The organism is Dyella sp. Tek66A03, from assembly GCF_052567735.1.
Genome location: NZ_CP199584.1, coordinates 3,697,731 through 3,718,089 on the forward strand (window position 1 = coordinate 3,697,731; position 20,359 = coordinate 3,718,089).

The 20,359-nt window shown below is 64.8% G+C and carries 22 protein-coding genes; 2 read left to right on the forward strand and 20 right to left on the reverse strand.

The window, feature by feature from the left end; all coding sequences use genetic code 11:
- Positions 1-4 precede the first annotated feature (4 nt).
- The gene (locus ACT01B_RS16565) at positions 5-367 is read right to left on the reverse strand and encodes a response regulator (RefSeq protein ID WP_266152325.1); all 363 of its coding nucleotides are present in this window, start codon (positions 365-367) and stop codon (positions 5-7) included.
- 14 nt (positions 368-381) lie between these two features.
- Positions 382-702, reverse strand: a complete 321-nt coding sequence (locus tag ACT01B_RS16570; RefSeq protein WP_445144316.1) for an STAS domain-containing protein — start codon at positions 700-702, stop codon at positions 382-384.
- Positions 703-892: 190 nt separating this feature from the next.
- Between ACT01B_RS16570 and fliK the strand changes: the two genes are divergently transcribed.
- Positions 893-2,032 carry a flagellar hook-length control protein FliK gene (fliK, locus tag ACT01B_RS16575; protein WP_445144317.1) on the forward strand — a complete coding sequence of 380 codons (1,140 nt, stop codon included), beginning with the start codon at positions 893-895 and terminating at the stop codon, positions 2,030-2,032.
- Positions 2,029-2,307 carry an EscU/YscU/HrcU family type III secretion system export apparatus switch protein gene (locus ACT01B_RS16580; RefSeq protein ID WP_445144318.1) on the forward strand — a complete coding sequence of 93 codons (279 nt, stop codon included), beginning with the start codon at positions 2,029-2,031 and terminating at the stop codon, positions 2,305-2,307. The genes fliK and ACT01B_RS16580 overlap by 4 nt, the downstream gene beginning before the upstream one ends.
- An 868-nt stretch (positions 2,308-3,175) precedes the next feature.
- Here ACT01B_RS16580 and ACT01B_RS16585 read toward each other — a convergent pair.
- The 18 genes from ACT01B_RS16585 to ACT01B_RS16670 all read right to left on the reverse strand — a co-directional run bounded on the left by ACT01B_RS16585 (position 3,176) and on the right by ACT01B_RS16670 (position 19,439).
- Entirely contained in the window at positions 3,176-3,652 is a 477-nt protein-coding gene (locus tag ACT01B_RS16585) for a chemotaxis protein CheW (protein WP_445144319.1), read from the reverse strand.
- A gap of 52 nt (positions 3,653-3,704) precedes the next feature.
- A complete protein-coding gene (motD, locus tag ACT01B_RS16590; RefSeq protein ID WP_445144320.1) occupies positions 3,705-4,817 on the reverse strand; it encodes a flagellar motor protein MotD in 1,113 nt (370 codons plus the stop codon).
- Positions 4,814-5,554 (reverse strand): flagellar motor protein, encoded by a 741-nt coding sequence (locus ACT01B_RS16595; protein ID WP_445144321.1) that lies wholly within the window; start codon positions 5,552-5,554, stop codon positions 4,814-4,816. Before ACT01B_RS16595 ends, motD begins: the two co-directional genes overlap by 4 nt.
- A 1-nt stretch (position 5,555) precedes the next feature.
- Entirely contained in the window at positions 5,556-7,541 is a 1,986-nt protein-coding gene (locus ACT01B_RS16600; RefSeq protein ID WP_445144322.1) for a chemotaxis protein CheA, read from the reverse strand.
- A gap of 2 nt (positions 7,542-7,543) precedes the next feature.
- Entirely contained in the window at positions 7,544-8,185 is a 642-nt protein-coding gene (locus ACT01B_RS16605; RefSeq protein ID WP_445144323.1) for a protein phosphatase CheZ, read from the reverse strand.
- A complete protein-coding gene (gene cheY, locus ACT01B_RS16610) occupies positions 8,182-8,589 on the reverse strand; it encodes a chemotaxis response regulator CheY (RefSeq protein ID WP_445144324.1) in 408 nt (135 codons plus the stop codon). The genes ACT01B_RS16605 and cheY overlap by 4 nt, the downstream gene beginning before the upstream one ends.
- Before the next feature lie 66 nt (positions 8,590-8,655).
- On the reverse strand, positions 8,656-9,390 hold the full coding sequence (locus tag ACT01B_RS16615; protein ID WP_445144325.1) for an RNA polymerase sigma factor FliA: 735 nt from the start codon (positions 9,388-9,390) through the stop codon (positions 8,656-8,658).
- Between the two features lies 1 nt (position 9,391).
- Entirely contained in the window at positions 9,392-10,333 is a 942-nt protein-coding gene (locus tag ACT01B_RS16620) for a MinD/ParA family ATP-binding protein (protein WP_445144326.1), read from the reverse strand.
- Positions 10,330-11,709: a flagellar biosynthesis protein FlhF gene (gene flhF / locus ACT01B_RS16625; RefSeq protein WP_445147510.1), complete on the reverse strand. Its 1,380-nt coding sequence runs from the start codon at positions 11,707-11,709 to the stop codon at positions 10,330-10,332. The genes ACT01B_RS16620 and flhF overlap by 4 nt, the downstream gene beginning before the upstream one ends.
- A gap of 142 nt (positions 11,710-11,851) precedes the next feature.
- Positions 11,852-13,942, reverse strand: a complete 2,091-nt coding sequence (flhA, locus tag ACT01B_RS16630; RefSeq protein WP_445144327.1) for a flagellar biosynthesis protein FlhA — start codon at positions 13,940-13,942, stop codon at positions 11,852-11,854.
- A gap of 12 nt (positions 13,943-13,954) precedes the next feature.
- The gene (gene flhB / locus ACT01B_RS16635; RefSeq protein ID WP_445144328.1) at positions 13,955-15,091 is read right to left on the reverse strand and encodes a flagellar biosynthesis protein FlhB; all 1,137 of its coding nucleotides are present in this window, start codon (positions 15,089-15,091) and stop codon (positions 13,955-13,957) included.
- An 11-nt stretch (positions 15,092-15,102) separates the two neighbouring features.
- Positions 15,103-15,873 (reverse strand): flagellar biosynthetic protein FliR, encoded by a 771-nt coding sequence (fliR, locus tag ACT01B_RS16640; protein ID WP_445144329.1) that lies wholly within the window; start codon positions 15,871-15,873, stop codon positions 15,103-15,105.
- Positions 15,870-16,139, reverse strand: a complete 270-nt coding sequence (fliQ, locus tag ACT01B_RS16645; protein WP_266184040.1) for a flagellar biosynthesis protein FliQ — start codon at positions 16,137-16,139, stop codon at positions 15,870-15,872. The genes fliR and fliQ overlap by 4 nt, the downstream gene beginning before the upstream one ends.
- 261 nt (positions 16,140-16,400) lie before the next feature.
- A complete protein-coding gene (gene fliP / locus ACT01B_RS16650; protein ID WP_445144330.1) occupies positions 16,401-17,183 on the reverse strand; it encodes a flagellar type III secretion system pore protein FliP in 783 nt (260 codons plus the stop codon).
- Positions 17,180-17,557, reverse strand: coding sequence for a flagellar biosynthetic protein FliO (gene fliO, locus ACT01B_RS16655; RefSeq protein ID WP_445144331.1), 378 nt, complete (start codon positions 17,555-17,557; stop codon positions 17,180-17,182). The genes fliP and fliO overlap by 4 nt, the downstream gene beginning before the upstream one ends.
- A gap of 5 nt (positions 17,558-17,562) precedes the next feature.
- Positions 17,563-17,907, reverse strand: a complete 345-nt coding sequence (fliN, locus tag ACT01B_RS16660) for a flagellar motor switch protein FliN (RefSeq protein WP_266184038.1) — start codon at positions 17,905-17,907, stop codon at positions 17,563-17,565.
- Positions 17,904-18,920 carry a flagellar motor switch protein FliM gene (fliM, locus tag ACT01B_RS16665; RefSeq protein ID WP_445144332.1) on the reverse strand — a complete coding sequence of 339 codons (1,017 nt, stop codon included), beginning with the start codon at positions 18,918-18,920 and terminating at the stop codon, positions 17,904-17,906. The genes fliN and fliM overlap by 4 nt, the downstream gene beginning before the upstream one ends.
- Positions 18,921-18,938: 18 nt before the next feature.
- The gene (locus ACT01B_RS16670; protein WP_445144333.1) at positions 18,939-19,439 is read right to left on the reverse strand and encodes a flagellar basal body-associated FliL family protein; all 501 of its coding nucleotides are present in this window, start codon (positions 19,437-19,439) and stop codon (positions 18,939-18,941) included.
- Positions 19,440-20,359: the final 920 nt, after the last annotated feature.

The following is a 20,359-nucleotide window of genomic DNA, read 5'->3' on the forward strand; positions in this document are numbered from 1 at the left end:
TCTCTTAGCCCAACACGCGCTTGACGGTGGCGAGCAGCTGTTCGGGATCGAACGGCTTCACCAGCCAGCCGGTGGCACCGGCGGCCTTGCCTTCCATCTTTTTGTCGGTATGCGACTCGGTGGTCAGCATCAGGATCGGCACGCCCTTGTATTCCGGCATCGTGCGCAGCTCGCGCACCATGCTCAGGCCATCCATCACCGGCATGTTCACGTCGGCCAGCACCAGGTCGTAGCGACTGCCACGCGCCTGATCCAGCGCAAGCTGGCCGTTCTCGGCCTCGCTCACGTCATGACCCGCACCGCGAAGGGTGAAGGCCACCATGCCGCGCATCGAAGCCGAATCGTCCACCGCAAGAATCTTTGCCATCTTCCACCTCAGTTTCAGGCCGGCATGGGTGCCGGCAATTCCAGTACCTGTGCCAAGCCAAGCAGGGCGACTGCATCGCGCATCACCGCGCTGACGCCTTGCCATGTCGATGTCTTGCCGCGCGCCGCCGCTTCACGGCGAAACACCACCAGCAGCTGCAAGGCTGCGGTGTCCACGCGCTCCACGCGGGCGCCATCGATGTGCAATGCCGGCGCGTCGAGCGCTTCAATCAGCGTGGCCTTGACGGCGGCGAGCTCGGCCAGGCGAAAGTCTGTCGGCAGTGCCACCACGCGCGCCTCACTGTCGCCCTTTCGTTGTGCTGTCGCCTTGCCCATTGCTTGCTCTCGCTGCGCCCCGTGGCGTCCTTGGAGTGCTTATCGGCCGTGGCTGGCATCGCTTTAGCGAAACGATTCCATCTTGAGGTGATCACGGCGACCAGAACTTGACTCAAGTTTCCTGCGAACCCGCCGATGCACAAGGCACGGAAGGGCGCGCGCACGTCGCCCCGCCGCAAGGAGCTACGCTTTGGTCATACAACCCACCAGCTTGGCCGCCCTGGCCTGGGCCGGCGCTGCCTCGGGCAGTGCCGCCGAGAGCTGGCGCATCGGTACCGTGCTCGCCGCACGGCCGCTGGGGATCAATCCGGAAGGCTTGATGGTGCTGCAGATTGGCGCCATGGCGGTGGAAGCGGAAGCTCCGCGCAGCCAGCTGCCCTCGCAATTTCAGGTGCGCGTGCTCACCCTCGGTGCCCAGCCGCTGCTGGAAATCATTGCGCCGCATACGCCCGAGCCGGCCATCCAGGTCGCCTTGCGCGAACGCCTGCCGCAGCAGAATGGCTATGCACCCTTGCTCGCCACGCTCGATGCCTTGGCGCAACGCCCCGCACTTCGCCAGCTACCCGCGTATATCCGCCCCGCACTCGCGCTGCTGGAACATGGCGTGCGCACGCCGGCGGAGATCACCCGCGGCGAAGGACTCAGCGAAGCGATCAAGCGCAGCGGCCTGTTCCTCGAATCAGAATTGGCGCAGACACAGCTGGACATGGCCGCCTTGAGCCAGGAGGACTGGAAGGGAGCGCTGCTGCGCCTGGCCAGCCTGCTCGACGACTACCTGCCCGCGCGGCGTCCGCAGGCGAGCGACAGCGAAACACCCCCGCCGTTTCAGCAACGCGGACTGCAGGCGCAGCCACGCATCATGCTGCCGCCGGAATTGCTCAACGACGATGTCGACGCCCTGCTCGGCCGCCTGCACGGCGAAGTGCATGCGGCGCTTGCCCGCGTGGAAGTGGCTCAGCTCGAGGCCACCACGGTGTCCGCATGGATGATCGAGATTCCGCTGCAAGGCGAAGGCGGCCGCGACATTCTGCAGATCCAGATGCAGTACAGCACCGATGCGGAAGGCAGCACGTCGTGGGTACTCGGCTTCGCCATGGACTTGCCCGCGCTCGGCCCCGTGCAAGGCGAGCTGCAGCTGCGCGACCTGCGCCTGGCCGTGCGCTTGTGGGCGGAGCGCGCCGACACCGTGCACCGCCTCGAACACCAGTTCGGACCATTGCGCCAGCGGCTTTCCGCGTGCGGCCTGATCCTCGACCAGTTGAGCTGCCAGCAAGGCCTGCCGCATTCGACCGGTCCGCACAGCGCGATTTTGCTGAAGGCGATGGCATGAACACCTCGCTGCCTCCGGCCAAACGGCGCGTGAGCCTGCGTCTCTCCGGTGGCCCTGCGGACGCACCGGCGCCTGCGGTTATCCCACCGGAAGCGCTGGAGACCTTGCTGGCGCGCGCACGCGCGCTAGGCATTCCGCTGCACCACGATCCGCAGATGGCCGCCCTGCTTGCCTCATTGCGTCTGCGGCAGGATGTGCCGGCGATTCTTTATGCGGCGGCGGCATCGGTGTTGGCTTGTGTGTATGACGCGGTGGAAGATCACGGGGGGGCCTGATTTTGGCCTGCTCTGGTTTGCACTTCGCGTGTTGCGCGTTATGCCAACGAACGCGCAACGTCTATTGATTTTCTTTTGCACTAGCGCGATCGGGCTCGCCTGCGGCGGGCTTCCGCCCTCCTGCCGGAGGCCGGGTTACTTTCTCTTGCTTGCCCAAGAGAAAGTAACCAAAGAGAAAGGCACCCCGCTTGGCGCTTGCCGAGCTTAAGCTCGGCAAGTCCGTGAGGGTCGGCCGGGCTTTTCGACAGGGCTCCTGCCCTGACGAAAAGGGATCGGCGTCCTGCCGATCCCCCTGCGGGCCTGATCGTCCGACCCTCACCGCCGCACAGGGGTCCCGAAGGTCAAAAACCACGCCGCCGTTGTAGGAGCGCACCCTGTGCGCGATCACGGCGTCACCGCTGCGTAGGCTTATCGCGCACAGGGTGCGCTCCTACAGAAGAAAAGAAACACACCGGGCGCAGTGTGGTCTTGCTTTGGCTTTGCTCTGCGGCTCGTCGGGCCCCTATGGCGCGGCGGGTGGGTGGAGGAAAAGCCCGCAGGGTGGCTTGCAGGGATGCAAGCCAGTTTGTCGTCAGGGCAGGATGCCCTGTCGACAAACCTCCGTAACCCACCCGCGCACCTGGAGGGCGTAGCCCGGAAGGCGCGCCATCGGGGTGGCCTCTCTTTTGGTTACTTTTCTCTGGCCAAACAGAGAAAAGTGACTCGGGCCGCGGCAGCGGCTCGAAAGCCCGCGGCAGGCGAGCCCGGTCACGGCGGCATCACATCAGAGCGAAAGACACTAGATCACTAGCATCGCTGGGATGATGACCAGCTGGATCGAAATCATCAGATGCCGACGAGGACAACTTGCAAAAAGTCCGGCCGGAATTTACGCCGCCTCACTCTCCAGCGGCAACCGGCAAAACCTCCGCACATCGAGCAGCGCGACGAACCCACCCTGCCACGGCAACACGCCATGGACCGGATCATCCTCGCGCTCCGCGCGACCCGGCGGCGGTGGAGCAATCTGTGCCGCGTCCAACGCCACCAAGTCACCCACCGCATCAACACGCACCCCCACCAGATGACCGCCGTAAGCCAGCATCACCAGCCTAACGTCGGCATCGTTCCCTGGCTCCGCCTCGGGTAGGTCGAGACGACGACGGCCGTCGAGTACGGGCACGATGCGTCCGCGCAGGTGACGGATGCCGAGCAGATCGGATGCCGCACCCGGTACCGGGGTCAGTTCGCCATCCCGGATCACTTCGCTGACCTGCGCCAGTGGCGTTGCATAAAGCTGTTCGCCGAGGCGGAACGAAAGTCCGCGCTGGCTGGCGTCAATGGCGTAGGTATCAACGGCGGTCAAGACTGCGACTCCTCAAAGTGTGCTCGGGCGTTGTAGACGCCTCCCGGGTACGTCACGGACCACGATCCGGCATCACGGAGCGCTGGGCGGTGACGGTCATGGTGCCATTCGCCGGCGCGGATACCGATGTGGGCTCCTCATTGGGGTGACGCGCGGTGCGCGCAGGCCCCGCCAGCATCACCTTGTTCACCGGTAGATCACCGCCCGGCAGTATCTGGACCTTCGGTGCCGGAGCATTCGCTGGCGCGACGGCGACGGGAGCAGCGGCAGGCGCAACCGAGGAGGTCGACGCAGGCACTTCTTCCGCGTCGGCCAACTGCCCCATATGTTCGGCGTCGTTATAGAGGCGCTTGGGTGCATTCTGGTCGCTCAGCACGACCACCAGGACACGGCGGTTGTGGTTGCGGCCATCTTCGGTGGAGTTCGCCACGCTTGGCCGGTATTCACTCCAGCCGACAATACCGAGCCGCGTCGGATCGACGCCACGCTCGGAAAACAGTCTTGCCACGCTTGCAGCACGTGCGGCCGAAAGCTCCCAGTTGGAGGGAAACACCGAGGTATTGATCGGCCGGTCGTCGGTATAGCCTTCGATGCGCACGGGATTGGTGAACGGCTGCAGGATGTCGGCGATATCGTTGAGCACGCCATCGGCAGGAGTCGACAACCTGGCAACCCCGCTGGGAAACAGGATGTCGGTACGAATCTCGATTTCCAGCCAGGTGGTGGTGCGCCGTACGACGACCATCTGCTTGTCGATCAGCGGCTGTAGTGCGCGCTGCACCTGATCGCGGATGCGCTCCAGATTCTGTTCCGAGACGCGCTCCTGGGCTGAACGCAGATCGGCCGCACGTATCGGCACCGGTCGCTTCGGGATGGGTACGGCCAGCGGCGTCGTGGCGGCACCGGGCTGGCCTGGCGGCGCCGCGACGGCGGGATCGACATTGTGCGGCTGCGCGCGCGTCTGCGGCATCGCGGCGATCACGTGACTGGAGCCGTTGAACGCTTCGATGATCGACTCGGACATGACACGGTACTTGCCTTCGTTCACCACCGAGACCGCGTACATCACCACGAAGAACGCGAGCAGCAAGGTCATCAGGTCGGCATAGGGAATCGCCCATGCTTCGTGATTGACGTGATCCTCGTGGCGCCTTTTTCTAGTCACGGCAGATAACCCTGCAGTTTCGCTTCGATCTGGCGCGGATTGGCGCCTTCGGCAATCGACACCAGACCCTCGATCAGGATCTCGCGCATCTGCGTCTGCTTGTGCACCAGTCCCTTCAGGCGCGAAGCCATCGGCAACATCAGCAGGTTGGCCAGCGCCACGCCATAGATGGTGGCCACGAAGGCCGCGGCAATGCCGTGGCCGAGCTTGCTCGGGTCGGCGAGGTTCTGCATCACCGCCATCAGGCCCATCACCGCGCCGATGATGCCCATGGTCGGCGAGTAGATGCCGGCGTTCTCGTAGACCTTGGCGGCCGCCAGGTCGGCGTGCTCGCGCGCATCCACTTCCACCTCCAGCACGCCACGAATTGCATCCGGCTCACTGCCATCGACCAGCAGCTGCAAGCCCTTGCGTATGAAGGTGTCGTCCTCCGATTCGATCTGCGGTTCCAGGCCGAGCAGGCCCTGGCGACGCGAGATCTCGCTCCAGCCCACGATGCGGCTGATCAGATCGGACGGCTGATGTTTCGGCGGCTTGTACACCATCGAAAACATCTTCATCGCCTGCTTCAGCGCCTTGCCTTGGTTCTGCACCAGCAATGCGGCGATGGTGCCGAGGAACACGATGACGAACGCGGCCGGGTTCCACAGCGCTCCAACGTTGGAGCCCTTGAGGATGGTGCCGACGATAATGACCACGAAGGCCAGGATGGTTCCGATGAGACTTACCAGGTCCATGTCAGGCGATCACTTGCAGGGAGGGAAGGAGTTGGCCATCGCCACTGGCGAGGCCGGCGAGATCCATGACCAGGGCGAGGCGGCCGTCACCCGTCACCGTGGCACCGGCCACGGCGGGCACGCCTGCAAACAGGGGGCCGAGCGGTTTCACCATGACGTCTTCGCGCCCGAGCACTTCGTGCACCAGGCAACCGAGGCGCAGATGGCCGATATGCAGCACGACCACGTGCCGGCCGGAAGGACCTTCGACGCCGACCCAGCCGGCGAGATCCGCCAGCGCGAGGGCGCGACCGCGATGCGCAGCGACGATGCGACCGTCGAGTCGCTGATCCTGTCCTGGCGACAATTCGAATACTTCTTCGATATTACTCAGCGGCAACGCCAACAGACGTCCGCCGACGCGCACCATCAGCACGCGCTGGATCGCCAAGGTCAGCGGCACGGCCAGTTCCAGCGTGCTGCCGCGACCCAGTTGCGAGCGCACTTTCAGCGTGCCGCCGAGTTCGGCCACGCGCGTCTTCACCACGTCCATGCCGACGCCACGGCCGGAAATGTCGGACACCGTGGCGGCGGTACTGAAGCCGGGGCGGAAGATCAGTTCATAGCATTCGTTCTCGCTGAGGCGCGCGGCCTGGGCCTCGTCGATCACGCCCTTCTCCACCGCCTTGCGGCGCAGGATCTCGGGATTCATCCCGCGGCCGTCGTCGGCCACCGAGATGACGATGCGCTCACCGCGCTGGCTCGCCGAAAGCGTGACGTGTCCCTTGCGAGGCTTGCCCGCGCGCTCGCGCTCCTCGGGCATTTCAAGCCCGTGGTCGAGCGCGTTGCGAATAAGGTGGACAAGCGGATCGGCCAGCGATTCGACCAGGCTGCGATCGAGATCGGTGCTCTCGCCTTCCTGTATCAGTTCGACTTCCTTGCCGAGCTGGCGCGCGAGATCGCGCACGATGCGTGGGAAGCGCTGGAACAGGCGTCCCACCGGCTGCATGCGCATGCCGAGCACGGCGTTCTGCAAGGCATCGGCAACGCGATCGAGTTCGCTGGCCGCAAGTGCGAGCGTTTCATCGCCGTTACGTGCGGCAAGGCTAAGCAAGCGGTTGCGCACGAGCACCAGCTCGCCGGCCCGGTGCACCAGTGCATCGAGGCGTGCGGTGTCCACGCGCACCGTCGTTTCGGCAGCCGGCGCGGGGCTGCGCGCAGCGGGCGCCGCACTCGGCGCCCCAGCAACAACGGCGGCCGCTGCCGGGCTTGCCGCGACGGCGCCGGGTGCGGAACCCTTGCCATGCAGGTTGTCCAGCAGCGCCTCGAACTCATCGTCCGAGATCGCGCCCGAGGCCATCGCGCTAGAGGGCGCTGGGAAAGCCGCGGGCGCCGCGCTCGGCGCGCCGCCCTTGCCGTGCAGATTGTCCAGCAACGCCTCGAATTCGTCGTCGCTGATGCTGCCATTCGTCGTCGGCTCGGGCGCCTCGTCGAGCCCGGGCGCACCGCCCGAGCCGTAGAGGCTGTCCAGCAAGGCTTCGAATTCCGAATCGTCGATGGTGCCATCGCCAGGCGGAGCTGCCATTCGCGCAGCGGCCGGCCTGGGCGCCGGTGCCTGCGCAACCGCACGGGCCGGCGTCAGACGCATCAGCAAGCTCGGCGGCGGCATGGCCGACGCAGTGCCACCGGCCAACGCCGCCAGCATGTCGTTCAGCAGATCGAGCGCTTCCAGCAGTGCGTCCATGCGTTCGGCGTCGATCAACAGCCGACCGCCGCGCGCCACGTTGAGCAGATCCTCGGCGTGATGGCACAGCTGCACCATCGGCTCGAGGGCGAGGAAGCCTGCGCCCCCCTTCACCGTATGGAACGCGCGGAACACCGCATTTAGCAGCTCGGCATCGCGCGGCGCGGCTTCCAGCCCTATCAGCTGTTCGCCCAGGCGCTGCACCAGCTCCCCGGCTTCCACCAGGAAAGTGTCGCGCAACTCGGTGTCCAGCTCGGGAGTCATGCTCAGAATCCAAACTCGCTGAGCAGACGATCCGCCTCGTCCTGGCTGGTCACCTTGACCGGACCCACGGCGGCTTCGCCATTGGCCAGTGCGCCGGTGAGGCTTACCAGTTCCAGCAGCGACGACTCCACGCTACCGATGAAGTTCACCACTTTCTTGATGCGCTGGCCGGAAAGGTCCTGCCAGGACTGCGCCACCACGAACTCGGCCATGCCATCGCGACAGGCGGTGGAGAAGTCCTTGGCTTCCAGGGCTAGCACATGGGCGACGTCGCTGGGCGGCGTGCCATCAATCACGGCACTGGCGTTCGCGGCCAGCGATTCGGCCTTCGGGCGCATACGCTCGGCAAAATCGAGCGTGCGGTGCGCGGCCTGCGAACTCATCTCCAGCACGTCTTCCAGATGCTGGCGCGCATCGGCCACGCTGCCCGGCACGCCCTCCTGCGCGAGGTCGCCGCCGAGGCGGCGCACGGCGTCGTGCAAGTCGCGGGCAAGCAGGCCCAGCGCACGGAACACGCGCTGCTCACGCTCTCGCACCAGCACGTCCAGCGCCTGCTCGAATGCCGCGCCGTCGGCGCTGTTGAGCAGGTCGTGCAATTCCGGCGGCAGCGTTTCGCCGGCCATCAGGGATACCTGTGCGTTCATGCGGTGGCTCCGCTGGCGGCGAGCCGCTCGAAGATCTTGCTGAGTTTTTCCTGCAGCGTTGCCGCGGTGAAGGGCTTGACGATGTAGCCGTTCACGCCAGCCTGGGCAGCAGAGATGATCTGGTCGCGATTGTTCTCCGCCGTGACCATCAGCACCGGCATGCCCTTCAAGGCGGGCTCGGCGCGGATCGCGCGCAGCAGGTCGATGCCCGTCATATTGGGCATGTTCCAGTCGGTCACCACCATATCGAAAGAGGTGCTGCGCAACATGGTGAGCGCGTTTTCCCCATCGTCGGCTTCCTGGATCAGCGTATTGCTGAAGCCCAGTTCCACCAGCAGGTTGCGAACGATGCGCCGCATGGTGGAAAAGTCGTCCACCACCAGGATCTTCATATTCTTGTCCAAACCACTTTCTCCGCTTGCACCGTGCGGTCCGGTGCGCCAAGCCTCAGGGAATGTCGGGGGTACCGCTCAACCGTTTTCGCGCCACCCAGTCATGCGCGCTCGCAAGCGCACGATGGCCTGGCCGTGGATCTGACAGACCCGCGACTCGGTGACGCCGAGTACTGCGCCGATTTCTTTGAGGTTTAATTCCTCTTCGTAATACAGCGACATCACCAACTGCTCCCGTTCCGGCAGGCTGCCAATCGCGTCGATCAGCGACCGGCGCATGCCATCGTGCTCGACGCTGTCCTGCGGACTCAGGCTGTCCGCATCGGCCACGTCGAACGCTGCACCGCCATCACCGTCGTCCGGCACGGAGAGGCTGAGCAACCGTGCACTCGCCGCGTCGGCCAGCACCTGGTGGTACTCCTCGGCACCGATACCCAGTCGCCGCATGACCTCGGCGTCCTCGGCATCCGCGCCGGTTTCAATCTCGATCTGGCGTACCACTTCGGCCATCTCGCGCACCTTGCGGTGCACCGATCGAGGGGTCCAATCGGTACGTCGCAGTTCGTCGAGCATGGCGCCACGAATGCGGATACCCGCAAACGTCTCGAAGCTGGCGTTACGCCCGGTGGTGAAATTTCGCGCAGCCTCCAGCAGCCCGATCATGCCGGCCTGGATCAGGTCGCTCACGTCCACACTCGGCGGCAATCGACCCATCAGGTGATAGGCGATCCTTCGCACCAGCGGCGCGTGCAGGCGAACCAGTTCGTCGGCGCTCTGCTTTTGCAGTTGCAGATATTCGGAAGCCACGCTCATCTCACCACCCCGTCGCTGCTGCGGCCTGCCTGCTGAAGAAGGCGATACGGTCCAGCCCCAGTCGCTCGGGTTCACCCCATGTATCGACCGCACCCGCCAATTGCTTGAATGCCTGTCCCGACCGGCTGGAAGGCCACAGGTCCACCACCGAACTCTGTCGACGAATGGCCTGCTTGAGCCGTTCGTCATGCGGGACCATGCCCATGAATTCCAGCGTCACATCGAGGAAGCGATCGGTGACGCGCGCCAGCTTCTGGTGCAACTGGCGCGCTTCGCCGGCGTTGCGCACCATATTGGCCACCATGCGGAAGCGGCGCACGCCGAATTCACGACTGAGCACCTTGAGCATGGCGTAGGCATCGGTCAGCGAAGCGGGCTCATCGCAAACCACCAGCACGACGTCGTCGGCTGCGGCGGCGAACATCGCCACGTTGTCGGAAAGCCCCGCAGCGGTATCCACCAGCAGGTAGTCCGGCGGCGCGACCAGATCATCGAACGCGCGGATCACCGCCGCATGCTCGCTATTATTGAGCTGGGCCAGGCGTCGTGCACCCGAACCGGCGGGCACGACCTTGAGACCGCGCGGTCCGGTGATCAGCAAATCCTCAATACCGCAGCTGCCGTCGAGCAGGTGACCGATATGCCGCGTCGGCGTAAGACCCAGCAACACGTCGACATTGGCCAGCCCCATGTCCGCGTCGAGCAGAATCACCTCATGCCCGGCCACGGCCAGCGCCATGCCCAGGTTGACGGATACGGTGGTTTTGCCCACACCGCCCTTGCCGCCCGCGACCGCGATCGCACGACAACGGCGACCCGGGGCGGGACGCGCCAGACCGAAGGCCTGGTCGCGGGATGCAGGCGGCTTGGCCTGTCGCTCGGTCAACGCGCGCAACATGCTTTCCAGGCCGATCGCCTGATTCATTGCGAGAATGCTGTTCATGCGCTAGCCACCGCCATGCCAAATCGTTCAGCCATGACCTCGTCGTCGGAGGCCAAAACACCATTGCCCTTGAGCACCTGCGCTGCGCGGCACACCAGCGCGCGCGCATCGGCGGCGGCGATGTCTTCGGGCACACGCTGGCCGTCAGTGATGTAGTCGATCGGCAGCCGATGACGGATGACCACCGACAGCGCGCCGCCGAGGCTGGGCGCTTCGTCGAGCTTGGTCAGGATGCAGGCATGCGGCTTCAGCGGGAGATAGGAGCGCACGGCTTCGTCCAGCGACGGCGCCTGGGCATTCGCCGCCAGCACCAGGCAGGCGCGCAGGTCACCCGCATTGCTCAGCACATCCAACTGTTGGGCAAGACGCGGATCGCCACCCGCCACACCGGCCGTGTCGACCAGCACGGTGTTGCAACCGCGCAGCAGATCCAGCACGTGGCGCAGGCTGTCCGCGTCGTAGGCGGGATACACGCGCACGCCGAGCAGGCGGCCGTAGTGCTCGAGCTGCGCTGCCGCACCGATGCGATAGTGATCGGTACTCACCAGCGCCACCTGGGAGGCGCCGTGACGCATCACCGCGCGTGCGGCCAGCTTGGCGATGGTGGTGGTCTTGCCGACGCCGGTGGGGCCGACCAGGGCGGTGACGCCGGTACGCTCCGAGTGCTCGCGCCCGCTGATGGACAGGCTGCGGCTCAACATGCCCAGCGGCAGGTAGCGCGCCTGTTCGACATTGATCGCCACCGGCAGTTCGTCGGCCAGCTGGCGAGCCACATCGGGCTCGATGCCGAGCCGCGTCATCTCGCGCAGCACCCGGGCGCGCATCGGCTGACGGCGTTCCATGTCGTTCCACACGAGGCTGGACAATTGCGTCTCCAGCAAATCGCGCAGGCTGCCCAGTTCGGCGCGTACGCGCGCGGTGTCCTGCACGGCACGTTCAAGCAAGGGATGGATCGGCGCCGACGGATCGACGACGGGTGCTTCCGGCGCGACGGTCGACATGACGACAGCGGGCGTCGGCGGCGGCTCGACGGCCGCCGGGGGCACTGCATGCGTACGCGCAGGAATGGCGGTCAACACGGCGGCGCTGTCTCGACGCTGCGCCGCCGCCTTGTCGTCGCGCGATGTCATCACCGGCGCGGCTTCGACCTGCGGAGCAGCGGCCATGATTCGCGGCGTCCGCTCCTCGACATCCAGCGGCGCGCCGTGGCGCGCGGCTTCGCGAACCAAGGCCTCATCGAAATCGACGGCGGCGATGATCTCGATGCCTTCATCCATCCGGCGCGTGGAGAGGATCACCGCATCCGGCCCCTGCTCCTCACGCACTTCGCGCATGGCCTGTCGCATATCGGCGGCCACAAAGCGTTTGATCTTCATCGAGTGATACTCCGTGAACAGGCGCGCGAAAAGCAGCTGGTGATGCATGCCCCTGAGCTCATCCTGCGAAGCGACTGCTTGCCGAGTGCGCGCCCGCTACCCATGTGCCATCCGCTCTTTCTCATTGCCCAGAACCTCGTCCTTAGCGACCCAATGCCTGGACCAATCGCACTCGGCGGTTGTCCGGCACCTCGTTGTAGGCCAGTACGTGCAGGTTCTGTGCCACGTGACGAGTGAAGCGTGCGAGCCATGGGCGAAGCTGCGGCGCGACCAGCAACACGGCCGGTTCGCCGCTCATTTCCTGCTTGCGCGTGGCTTCCGCGACGCCTTGCTGCAAGCGGTCTGCAAGGCCCGGTTCCACTGCAGCGCCCGCTACGCCGCCATTGGCGAGCGAACCGAGCAGGATCTGCTCCAGTTCCGGTGCCAGCGTGATGACCGGGATCTCGGTACCCAGGCCGGTGATCTCCTGCACGATCTGCCGGCCCAGCGCGACACGCACGGCGGCGGTGAGAGTGCCGGGATCCTGACTCTGCCCTGCGTGCTCCGCCAAGGATTCGACGATGCTGCGCATATTGCGGATCGGCACGCGCTCGGCCAGCAGGTTCTGCATGACCTTGACCACCACGCCCAACGACAGGCGCTTGGGCACCAGGTCTTCCACCAGCTTCGGCGTGGTCTGAGCGAGACGATCGAGCAGTTGCTGCACGTCCTGGTGGCCGAGCAGTTCGTGCGCATGGCCTTGCAGGATGTGCGAAAGATGCGTGGCGATGACCGTGGCCGGATCGACCACGGTGTAGCCGAGGCTTTGCGCCTGCTCGCGCTGGCCCGGCTCGATCCACATCGCTTCCAGCCCGAAGGCCGGATCGCGCGTGCTGATGCCCTGCAGCCCTTCCTGCACGCGACCGGGGTTGATCGCCAGCAGGCGCTCGTTGTGCACTTCCGCCTCGCCCATCGGCACGCCCATCAAGGTGATGCGATAGGTGCTGGGGCCCAGGTCCAGGTTGTCGCGGATGTGTACCGGCGGCACCAGGAAACCCAGTTCCTGCGAGAGTTTGCGTCGTACCGACTTGATGCGTCCCATCAGTTCGCCGCCCTGGTGCGTGTCCACCAGGGGAATCAGCCGGTAGCCCACTTCCAGGCCCAGCGGATCGACGCTGGCCACGTCTTCCCAGCCCAGTTCCAGGCGTTCGGTCGGTGCGGCCGGCGCGGGTGCTTCGATGACGGACTGTTCGAGCCTTGCGTGCGCTTCGCGCTCGCGCTTGACCATCAACCACGCCGCACCACCGCAGGTGCCGCTCAACAACAGGAACGCGATATTCGGCATGCCGGGGATCACCCCCATCACGCCCAGCACCACGCCGGCGACCGCCAGCGCGCGCGGCTGGCCGAAGACCTGGCCGATCAGCTGCTTGCCCATGTCCTGCGAGCGCGACACACGCGTCACGATCACCGCCGTGGCAATCGACAACATCAAGCCCGGCACCTGCGCAACCAGGCCGTCACCGATGGTGAGCAAGGTATAGGTCTTGGCGGCATCGGCGGCGGAGAGCCCGTGCTGCATCACGCCGACGAAGAAGCCACCGACGATATTGATGATCAGGATCAGGATGCCCGCGGTGGCATCGCCGCGTACGAATTTGGAAGCACCGTCCATCGAACCGTAGAAGTCCGCTTCCTCGCGCACTTCCTGGCGACGGTCGCGTGCCTGCTCCTGGTTGAGCAGGCCAGCGTTGAGGTCGGCATCGATCGCCATCTGCTTACCGGGCATCGCATCGAGGGTGAAGCGCGCCGTCACCTCGGACACGCGCGTCGCACCCTTGGTCACCACCACGAAGTTGATGATGGTGAGGATGGCGAACACCACCAGGCCGACTGCGAAGTTGCCGCCAATGACGAACTCGCCGAACGCCTCGATCACCTTGCCCGCCGCACCGGGGCCGTCGTGTCCGTGCAACAGCACCACGCGGGTGGAGGCGATATTGAGCGCCAGGCGCAACAACGTCGCCATCAGCACCACGGTCGGGAAGGCGGCGAACTCCAGCGGACGCATCACGTAGATCACCGCCAGCAGGATCACCAGCGACAACGCGATGTTGAAGCTGAACAGCATGTCCAGCAGGAAAGGGGGCAGCGGCAACATCATCATCGCCAGCATGGCGAGCATGATCACCGGCGCGCCGACGCCGCGGCGGCCTAGTGATTTGAGGTTGTCGAGTGCGCTGGCTGCGGCCATGAGGTGTATCCGTCAGAATTTGTAAGGACCGAGCAGGTCCGGATCGACATCGGGCTTCGGCGCCTGCGGCGGTTCGTCACCGCGCGCCATGGCCTGTTTCAACTGGAAGACGTAGGCCAGCACCTGGGCCACGGCGATATAGAGCGAGGAAGGGATCTCGCGATCGAGCTGGGTCGTGGCGTACAAGGCACGCGCCAGCGGCGGTGCCTCGACCATGGGAATGCGATGGCTGTTGGCCACCAGGCGAATCTGCTGCGCCAGCTCGTCCACGCCCTTGGCGATCACGCGCGGCGCGCCCATGCGCCCCTCGTCGTAACGCAGCGCCACGGCGAAGTGGCTGGGGTTGGTGATCACCACATCGGCCTTGGGCAGCTCCTGCATCATGCGGCGGCGGGCCATTTGGAACTGCATCTGGCGAACGCGGCCTTTCAGTTCGGGATTGCCGTCGCTTTCCTTTGATTCGTCCTTCAGTTCCTGCCGCGACATGCGCAGTCGTTTGTTGTGGTCGAATTTCTGGTACAGCGCGTCGGCACCACCGATCAGCGCCAGTACCGAACCGAACCACAGCGCCGCGCGACCGAGCAGGCCGATCGCGCGCACCATGCCACTGCCGACTTCACCGCGTCCGGTATCCATCAGCTCGGTCTGCCAGTTCTTCAGCACCATCAGCAGCACGGCACCGATCAACAGCAGCTTGAACAGCGACTTGGCCAGCTCGACCAGGCCACGCACGGCGAAAATGCGGCCCAAACCACTGATGGGATCGAGCCGCTCGAACTTCGGCTCCAGCGCCTGCGCACTGAAGTTGAGCCCACCCAGCAGCACCGGAGCGGCCACCGCCGCGAGCAGGGTGGCCATGGCCACCGGAAGAAACAGACCGAAGGCCTCATGCATGGCGAGCGCCAGCACGCGAGCCGGCAGCTCGTCGCTGAACAATGCATCGCGTCCGTAAGTGAGGCCCAGGCCGTAGATGCGTCGCACGTGCTCCATCGAGCCTTTGCCACCGCTGATCAGGGTCGAGACACCGGCAAGCACCACGACGGCGCCCGACAGGTCTCGCGAGCGCGGAATGTCGCCCTTTTCCCGCGCTTCGCGCAGGCGTTTTTCTGAGGGTTGTTCAGTACGTTCCTGGTCGTCCTGCTCAGACATAGCCGGCTACCTCAACCACCGACCAGATCGTGCATCAGCGACCATGCGCTGGTTTGCAACGATTCGAATGCAGCGGGGAGGCTGTGCATCGACAGCCACAACGCCAGGAAGCCGAGCGTGATGGTGATGGGAAAACCCACGGCGAACAGATTCATCGCCGGCGCGGAACGACTGATCGCGGCGAAACCGATATTGACCACCAGCAACGAGGTCATGGCCGGCAAGGCCACGCGCACCGCGCCCCCAAACAGCTGAGCGGCAAAGCCCACCACCGCATACAGTCCGTTGGTGCCGATGCCTGTCGCGCCTGGCGGCAAGCTGTGGAAACTGTCCGCCAGCAAGGCGATCAGGCGAAGATGGCCGTCCATGGCCAGGAACAGCAGGGTCACCACCAACAGGTAGAACTGACTGATCGTTGGCGAACTGCCGCCGCCGCGAGGGTCCACCGATTCGGCGAAACCCAGGCTCATGCTCTGGGCCACCAATTGGCCGCCAAACGACACCGCCTCAAACGCCAGCTTCAACACGAAGCCCATCGACGCACCGATCAGCACCTGGTTGATCATCACCGTGATGCCATCCGCGCCCAGCGGATCGAAATCGGTCGGCGCCAGCGGCGCCAGCACCATCGTCAGCATCAACATGACGGCCAGGCGGATACGCGCAGGTGACACCGAATCGCCGAACAGAGGCGCGATCAGGCATAGGCCGCCTACTCGCCCCATGGCCCACATCAGCGAGCCGAGCATCTTCTGCAAGGTGGCCAGGTCGACCGTCGTCACTTGATTACGCTCGGCAGGCTTTCGATCAACTGGCGCGTGAACTGGACCAGGGTGCGCAGCATCCATGGGCCGGCGATCAGCATGACCAGGGCCATTGAGATCACCTTGGGGATGAAGCTCAAGGTCATTTCGTTGATCTGCGTGGCTGCCTGCACCACACCGATCACCAGACCCACGACCAGGGCCGTAAGCAGCAGCGGCGCGGCGATCATCATGGCCACGTAGAGCGCGTGTTGGCCGAACTCGATGACGGATTCAGGCGTCATGGCGGCTCCAGCTCCCTCTCCCCTCCGGGGAGAGGGTTGGGGTGAGGGGCGGGTGCTCGCGAAAGCCTCGCGTACTCGTCACCTGCGCGAAATCCGCTGACCTGCGCTGCGTGTTCCGGATGCCGTCGTTTGGCAGCAAAAGGCACTGGATTCCAGCTTCCGCTGGAATGACGGTGAGGGATGGCTGTGCTTTGGCGAGCACCCGCCCCTCACCCCAGCCCTCTCCCCAAAGGGGAGAGGGAGTAAGAGCTTGGTGTGCGCTCACGTGTAGAAACTCCCCGCCAGCGTGCCCAGCAGCAAGGTCCAACCATCCACCAGCACGAACAACATGATCTTGAACGGCAACGAGATGATCGTCGGCGAGAGCATCATCATGCCCATCGACATCAGCACGCTGGCCACCACCAGGTCGATGATCAGGAACGGCACGAACAGCATGAAGCCCATCTGGAAGGCGGTCTTCAGCTCGCTGGTGACGAAGGCCGGCATCGCCACGCGCAACGGTACGTCGTCCTTGCTGGCGTAAGGTTGCTCGTTGGCCAGATGCGTGAACAGCTGCAGGTCCGCTTCGCGCGTCTGGTCCAGCATGAAGCGCTTGAAAGGTGCGGCCGCGGCAGGCACGGCCTGCTCTGCGCCCATCTGCCCATCCATGTACGGCTTCACGCCATCGGCGTAAGCATGGTTGAGCACCGGCGACATCACGAAGAACGTGAGAAACAGCGCAAGTCCCAGCAGCACCTGGTTCGAAGGCGTGGACTGCGTGCCGAGCGCCTGGCGCAGGAAGCCAAGCACGACGATGATGCGCGTGAACGAGGTCATCATCAGCAGGACGGCCGGCAACACGGTCAGCACGGTCATCAGTGCGAGCAGCTGCAGCGACAGCGTCCAGTTCTGCGCGCCGCCCGGCGCGTTCTGTACGGTGAGCACCGGTATGCCGGCGGGCGCGCCCTGCGTAATGGGCGCAATCGGTGCGATCGGCGCGCCCCATGCGAGCATCGGAGCAAACATCAACACGATCAGAAATAGCCAGCGCATCGTTTTCATGGCGTACGCTTCCAGCGGGCAAGCAGATCGCCAAAGCCGATAGGCGGTGGATTCGGGCCTGGCGCGTCGCCGGTGGCCGCGTTGCCTTCGTAGACGTGCAAGGTGCGCATGCCGCCCTGGCCCACGCCGATCAGCAGGCGCTTGCCGTCGGCTTCGATAATCAGCAGCCGATCGCGTGCACCGATAGCCATCGATTCCACGCAGCGCAGGCGCCGCCCACCGGGCGAGGTGCGCGCCTGCAAGCGGCGGCTCATCCAGCCTGCGGCGAAGATCAGCGCGATAATGCCGAGCAGACTGATCAATACACGCGCCAGCTCGCCACCCACCTGAATGTCAGGTGCTGCGGCCACTGGCGCTACGAGAGCGAGCAACATGCCGGTCACCGCAGCTTGCGCACGCGTTCGGCCGGGCTGATCACGTCGGTAAGGCGAATGCCGAACCGCTCGTTGATCACCACCACCTCACCGTGAGCGACGAGCGTGCCGTTGACGAAAACATCCAGCGGCTCGCCTGCAGAACGATCGAGCTCCACCACCGAACCCTGGTTGAGTTGCAGCAGGTTGCGGATGCTGATGCGCGTGCGGCCCACTTCCATGGCCAAGGTCACCGGCACATCGAGGATCATGTCCAGGTTGACGTCGGCGCCTTCGGCCACGGAGCCGTTGAGCGGGTCGAATTCGACTCTTTGGGTTCCGCCAGCGACGGCTTCATTGGACGGGATCATACGAGGCTCTTCTCCGGGACAAGTTCAGTTGACAGGCGCATCTCGCGACGGCCGGTCGGGGCGTGGAAACGAACGGCGTTACGTCCGTTGGACTGGCCATAACGGCCACGAAACACGGGTACGTCTTCGGCGAAGACGGTGCTCAGATCCGGCACCTGGACGGGAATCACGTCGCCGGGCCGCAGGCGCAAGAAATCGCCGATGTTCATGCGCGTCTCCAGCAGCAGCGAACTCAATTCGACTTCCGCGTCGAGCACTTCTTCGTGCAGGTTCTCAGCCCAGCGATCGTCGCGATCCACGCGGTCGCTCTGCACGCCGGCATCGAGCAAGGTACGGATCGGCTCGATCATCGCGTACGGCAAAGTGAGGTTGATTTCACCGCCGCCGCCATCCAGCTCGACGTGGAAACGCGACACCACCACGGTTTCCGTGGGGCTGACGATATTGGCGAACTGCGGATTGATTTCCGAGTTCATGTATTCGAACTGCAACGGCAGCACCGGCGCCCAGGCTTCGACCATCGACGCGAACAGCTCAGCGAGCATGATCTGGATGACGCGGTTCTCCGTGGCGGTGAAATCGCGACCTTCGATACGCGCATGAAAACGCCCGTCGCCACCGAAGAAATTGTCGATCACGGTGAAGACCAGGCGGGGCTCCATCACCACCAGCGCCGTGCCACGCAGCGGCTTGATGCGGACCAGGTTGAGATTGCTCGGCACGGCCAACCCATGCACGTACTCGGCGAACTTGATCATCCTCACGCCGAGCACCGACACTTCGCAGGTCTTGCGCAACACGCCAAACACGGCGGTGCGGAAGAAACGCGCGAAACGGTCGTTGACCATTTCCAAGGTGGGCAGGCGACCGCGCACGATGCGGTCCTGCTGGGTGAAGTCGTAGGTTATGACGGCATCGGTGGGCAACGGCTCGTCATTGCCCGTCTCGACGGCACCGCCCTCGACACCGTCGAGCAGGGCGTCGATTTCCTCTTGCGAAAGGAGATCACTCATGGACTGTGCGCCCGCCCGTCACTGCATTACGAAACTGGTGAAATACAGCGCTTCGACGCCGGGGCGACCGAGTCGGTCACCGACGATCTTGCGCACGGCTGCCAACGCCTGCGCCTGCAATTTCTGCTTGCCCGCGGAGTCGCTGAGGATGGTGTAGTCCTGGCTGCTGAACAGCATCACCAGTGCATTGCGAATCACTGGCTCGGCATCCTTTGCCGCCGCCAGCGCCGCCGCGTCGTGCGACATCAGGCTGACGCCGACCTGCAGGAAACGCATGGACTGGTCATCGCGGAAGTTCACGACGAACGGCGGATCCAGCGGCAAGTACTGCTCCTGCTTCGACTCAGCCACCTTGGGTTCTGCGCCTTCCGCCGTTGCCTGATGACGTTGCCCCATCAGCACGTATGCACATACACCGGCCATCGCCAGTACCGCCAAAGCCATCACCCAGATCAGCGGCGACGAGCGCTTGGTCGCTGCTGCTGCCGGTGCTTCAAAACCCTGCTCGTTCTGAGCCATGCCAACCCCAATCCCTATCAGTCACGATGCGTCGACACCTCGCTAAAAGGCGCCCCATGCCCTCTGATAGCAAACGCCATGCCATCGCTGGAAAACGTTGCGATTGCTGGGTTTGCGGGATCCCGCAGGGCGCCGCGGCGCTTTCTTGACGCGCGTCGGGGATTAGTCGCGACGTGTTGGCGACGGTTGTCGGAAGCTCGTCGCGGGGGCTGGTGTTGCGCGGATACCGCGCTGGTCGTGGTCCCATTCGATCGCCCGACGAGCACAAAGCGTCCGATCACGCAGCCGTTTTGCCCGTCATCCCAGCGGCTCTCAACAGCCGAAGGGCTGGTCACGCTGGAGGCGCTTCACAACAGCGCAGCTGGTCATCCAGTGACTTTCGCTCTGGTGTTTTATTGCCACGACCTGGCTCGCCTGCGGCGGGCGTCCGACCATCTGCCGACGGCCGGGTCACTTTCTCTTGCTTGCCCAAGAGAAAGTAACCAAAGAGAAGGGCACCCCCGCTTGGCGCTTGCCGAGCTGTTAGCTCGGCAAGTCCGTGAGGGTCGGCCGGGCTTTTCGACAGGGCATCCTGCCCTGACGAAAAGGGATCGACATCCCTGTCGATCCCCCTGCGGGCCTGATCGTCCGACCCTCACCGCCGCACAGGGGGCCCGAAGGTCAAAAAGCCAAACCCGAGGGCTCGAGCAGCGCGGTGCGCTGCTCATCGGTCTTGTGCTGTTGCTTGAGCTTTTAGCTCTTGGCACTTCGGGCCCCTTTGGCGCGCGGGTGGGTGGAGGAAAAGCCCGCAGGGTGGCCGGCAGGGATGCCGGCCAGTTTGTCGTCAGGGCAGGATGCCCTGTCGACAAACCTCCGTAACCCACCCGCGTACCTGGAGGGCGTTAGCCCGGAAGGCGCGCCATCGGGGTGGCCTCTCTTTT

Excerpts from the sequence above, each read along its gene's own strand:
- ACT01B_RS16580 (WP_445144318.1), top strand. The coding sequence starts at position 2,029 with ATGAACACCTCGCTGCCTCCGGCCAAACGGCGCGTGAGCCTGCGTCTC.
- ACT01B_RS16670 (WP_445144333.1), bottom strand. The coding sequence starts at position 19,439 with ATGGCTCAGAACGAGCAGGGTTTTGAAGCACCGGCAGCAGCAGCGACC.
- fliO (WP_445144331.1), bottom strand. The coding sequence starts at position 17,557 with ATGTTGCTCGCTCTCGTAGCGCCAGTGGCCGCAGCACCTGACATTCAG.
- ACT01B_RS16600 (WP_445144322.1), bottom strand. The coding sequence starts at position 7,541 with ATGACTCCCGAGCTGGACACCGAGTTGCGCGACACTTTCCTGGTGGAA.
- ACT01B_RS16605 (WP_445144323.1), bottom strand. The coding sequence starts at position 8,185 with ATGAACGCACAGGTATCCCTGATGGCCGGCGAAACGCTGCCGCCGGAA.
- flhA (WP_445144327.1), bottom strand. The coding sequence starts at position 13,942 with ATGGCCGCAGCCAGCGCACTCGACAACCTCAAATCACTAGGCCGCCGC.
- ACT01B_RS16570 (WP_445144316.1), bottom strand. The coding sequence starts at position 702 with ATGGGCAAGGCGACAGCACAACGAAAGGGCGACAGTGAGGCGCGCGTG.
- ACT01B_RS16595 (WP_445144321.1), bottom strand. The coding sequence starts at position 5,554 with ATGGACCTGGTAAGTCTCATCGGAACCATCCTGGCCTTCGTGGTCATT.
- fliP (WP_445144330.1), bottom strand. The coding sequence starts at position 17,183 with ATGAAAACGATGCGCTGGCTATTTCTGATCGTGTTGATGTTTGCTCCG.
- ACT01B_RS16620 (WP_445144326.1), bottom strand. The coding sequence starts at position 10,333 with ATGAACAGCATTCTCGCAATGAATCAGGCGATCGGCCTGGAAAGCATG.
- fliM (WP_445144332.1), bottom strand. The coding sequence starts at position 18,920 with ATGAGTGATCTCCTTTCGCAAGAGGAAATCGACGCCCTGCTCGACGGT.
- flhF (WP_445147510.1), bottom strand. The coding sequence starts at position 11,709 with ATGAAGATCAAACGCTTTGTGGCCGCCGATATGCGACAGGCCATGCGC.
- ACT01B_RS16615 (WP_445144325.1), bottom strand. The coding sequence starts at position 9,390 with ATGAGCGTGGCTTCCGAATATCTGCAACTGCAAAAGCAGAGCGCCGAC.
- fliN (WP_266184038.1), bottom strand. The coding sequence starts at position 17,907 with ATGATCCCGTCCAATGAAGCCGTCGCTGGCGGAACCCAAAGAGTCGAA.
- flhB (WP_445144328.1), bottom strand. The coding sequence starts at position 15,091 with ATGTCTGAGCAGGACGACCAGGAACGTACTGAACAACCCTCAGAAAAA.
- ACT01B_RS16565 (WP_266152325.1), bottom strand. The coding sequence starts at position 367 with ATGGCAAAGATTCTTGCGGTGGACGATTCGGCTTCGATGCGCGGCATG.
- fliQ (WP_266184040.1), bottom strand. The coding sequence starts at position 16,139 with ATGACGCCTGAATCCGTCATCGAGTTCGGCCAACACGCGCTCTACGTG.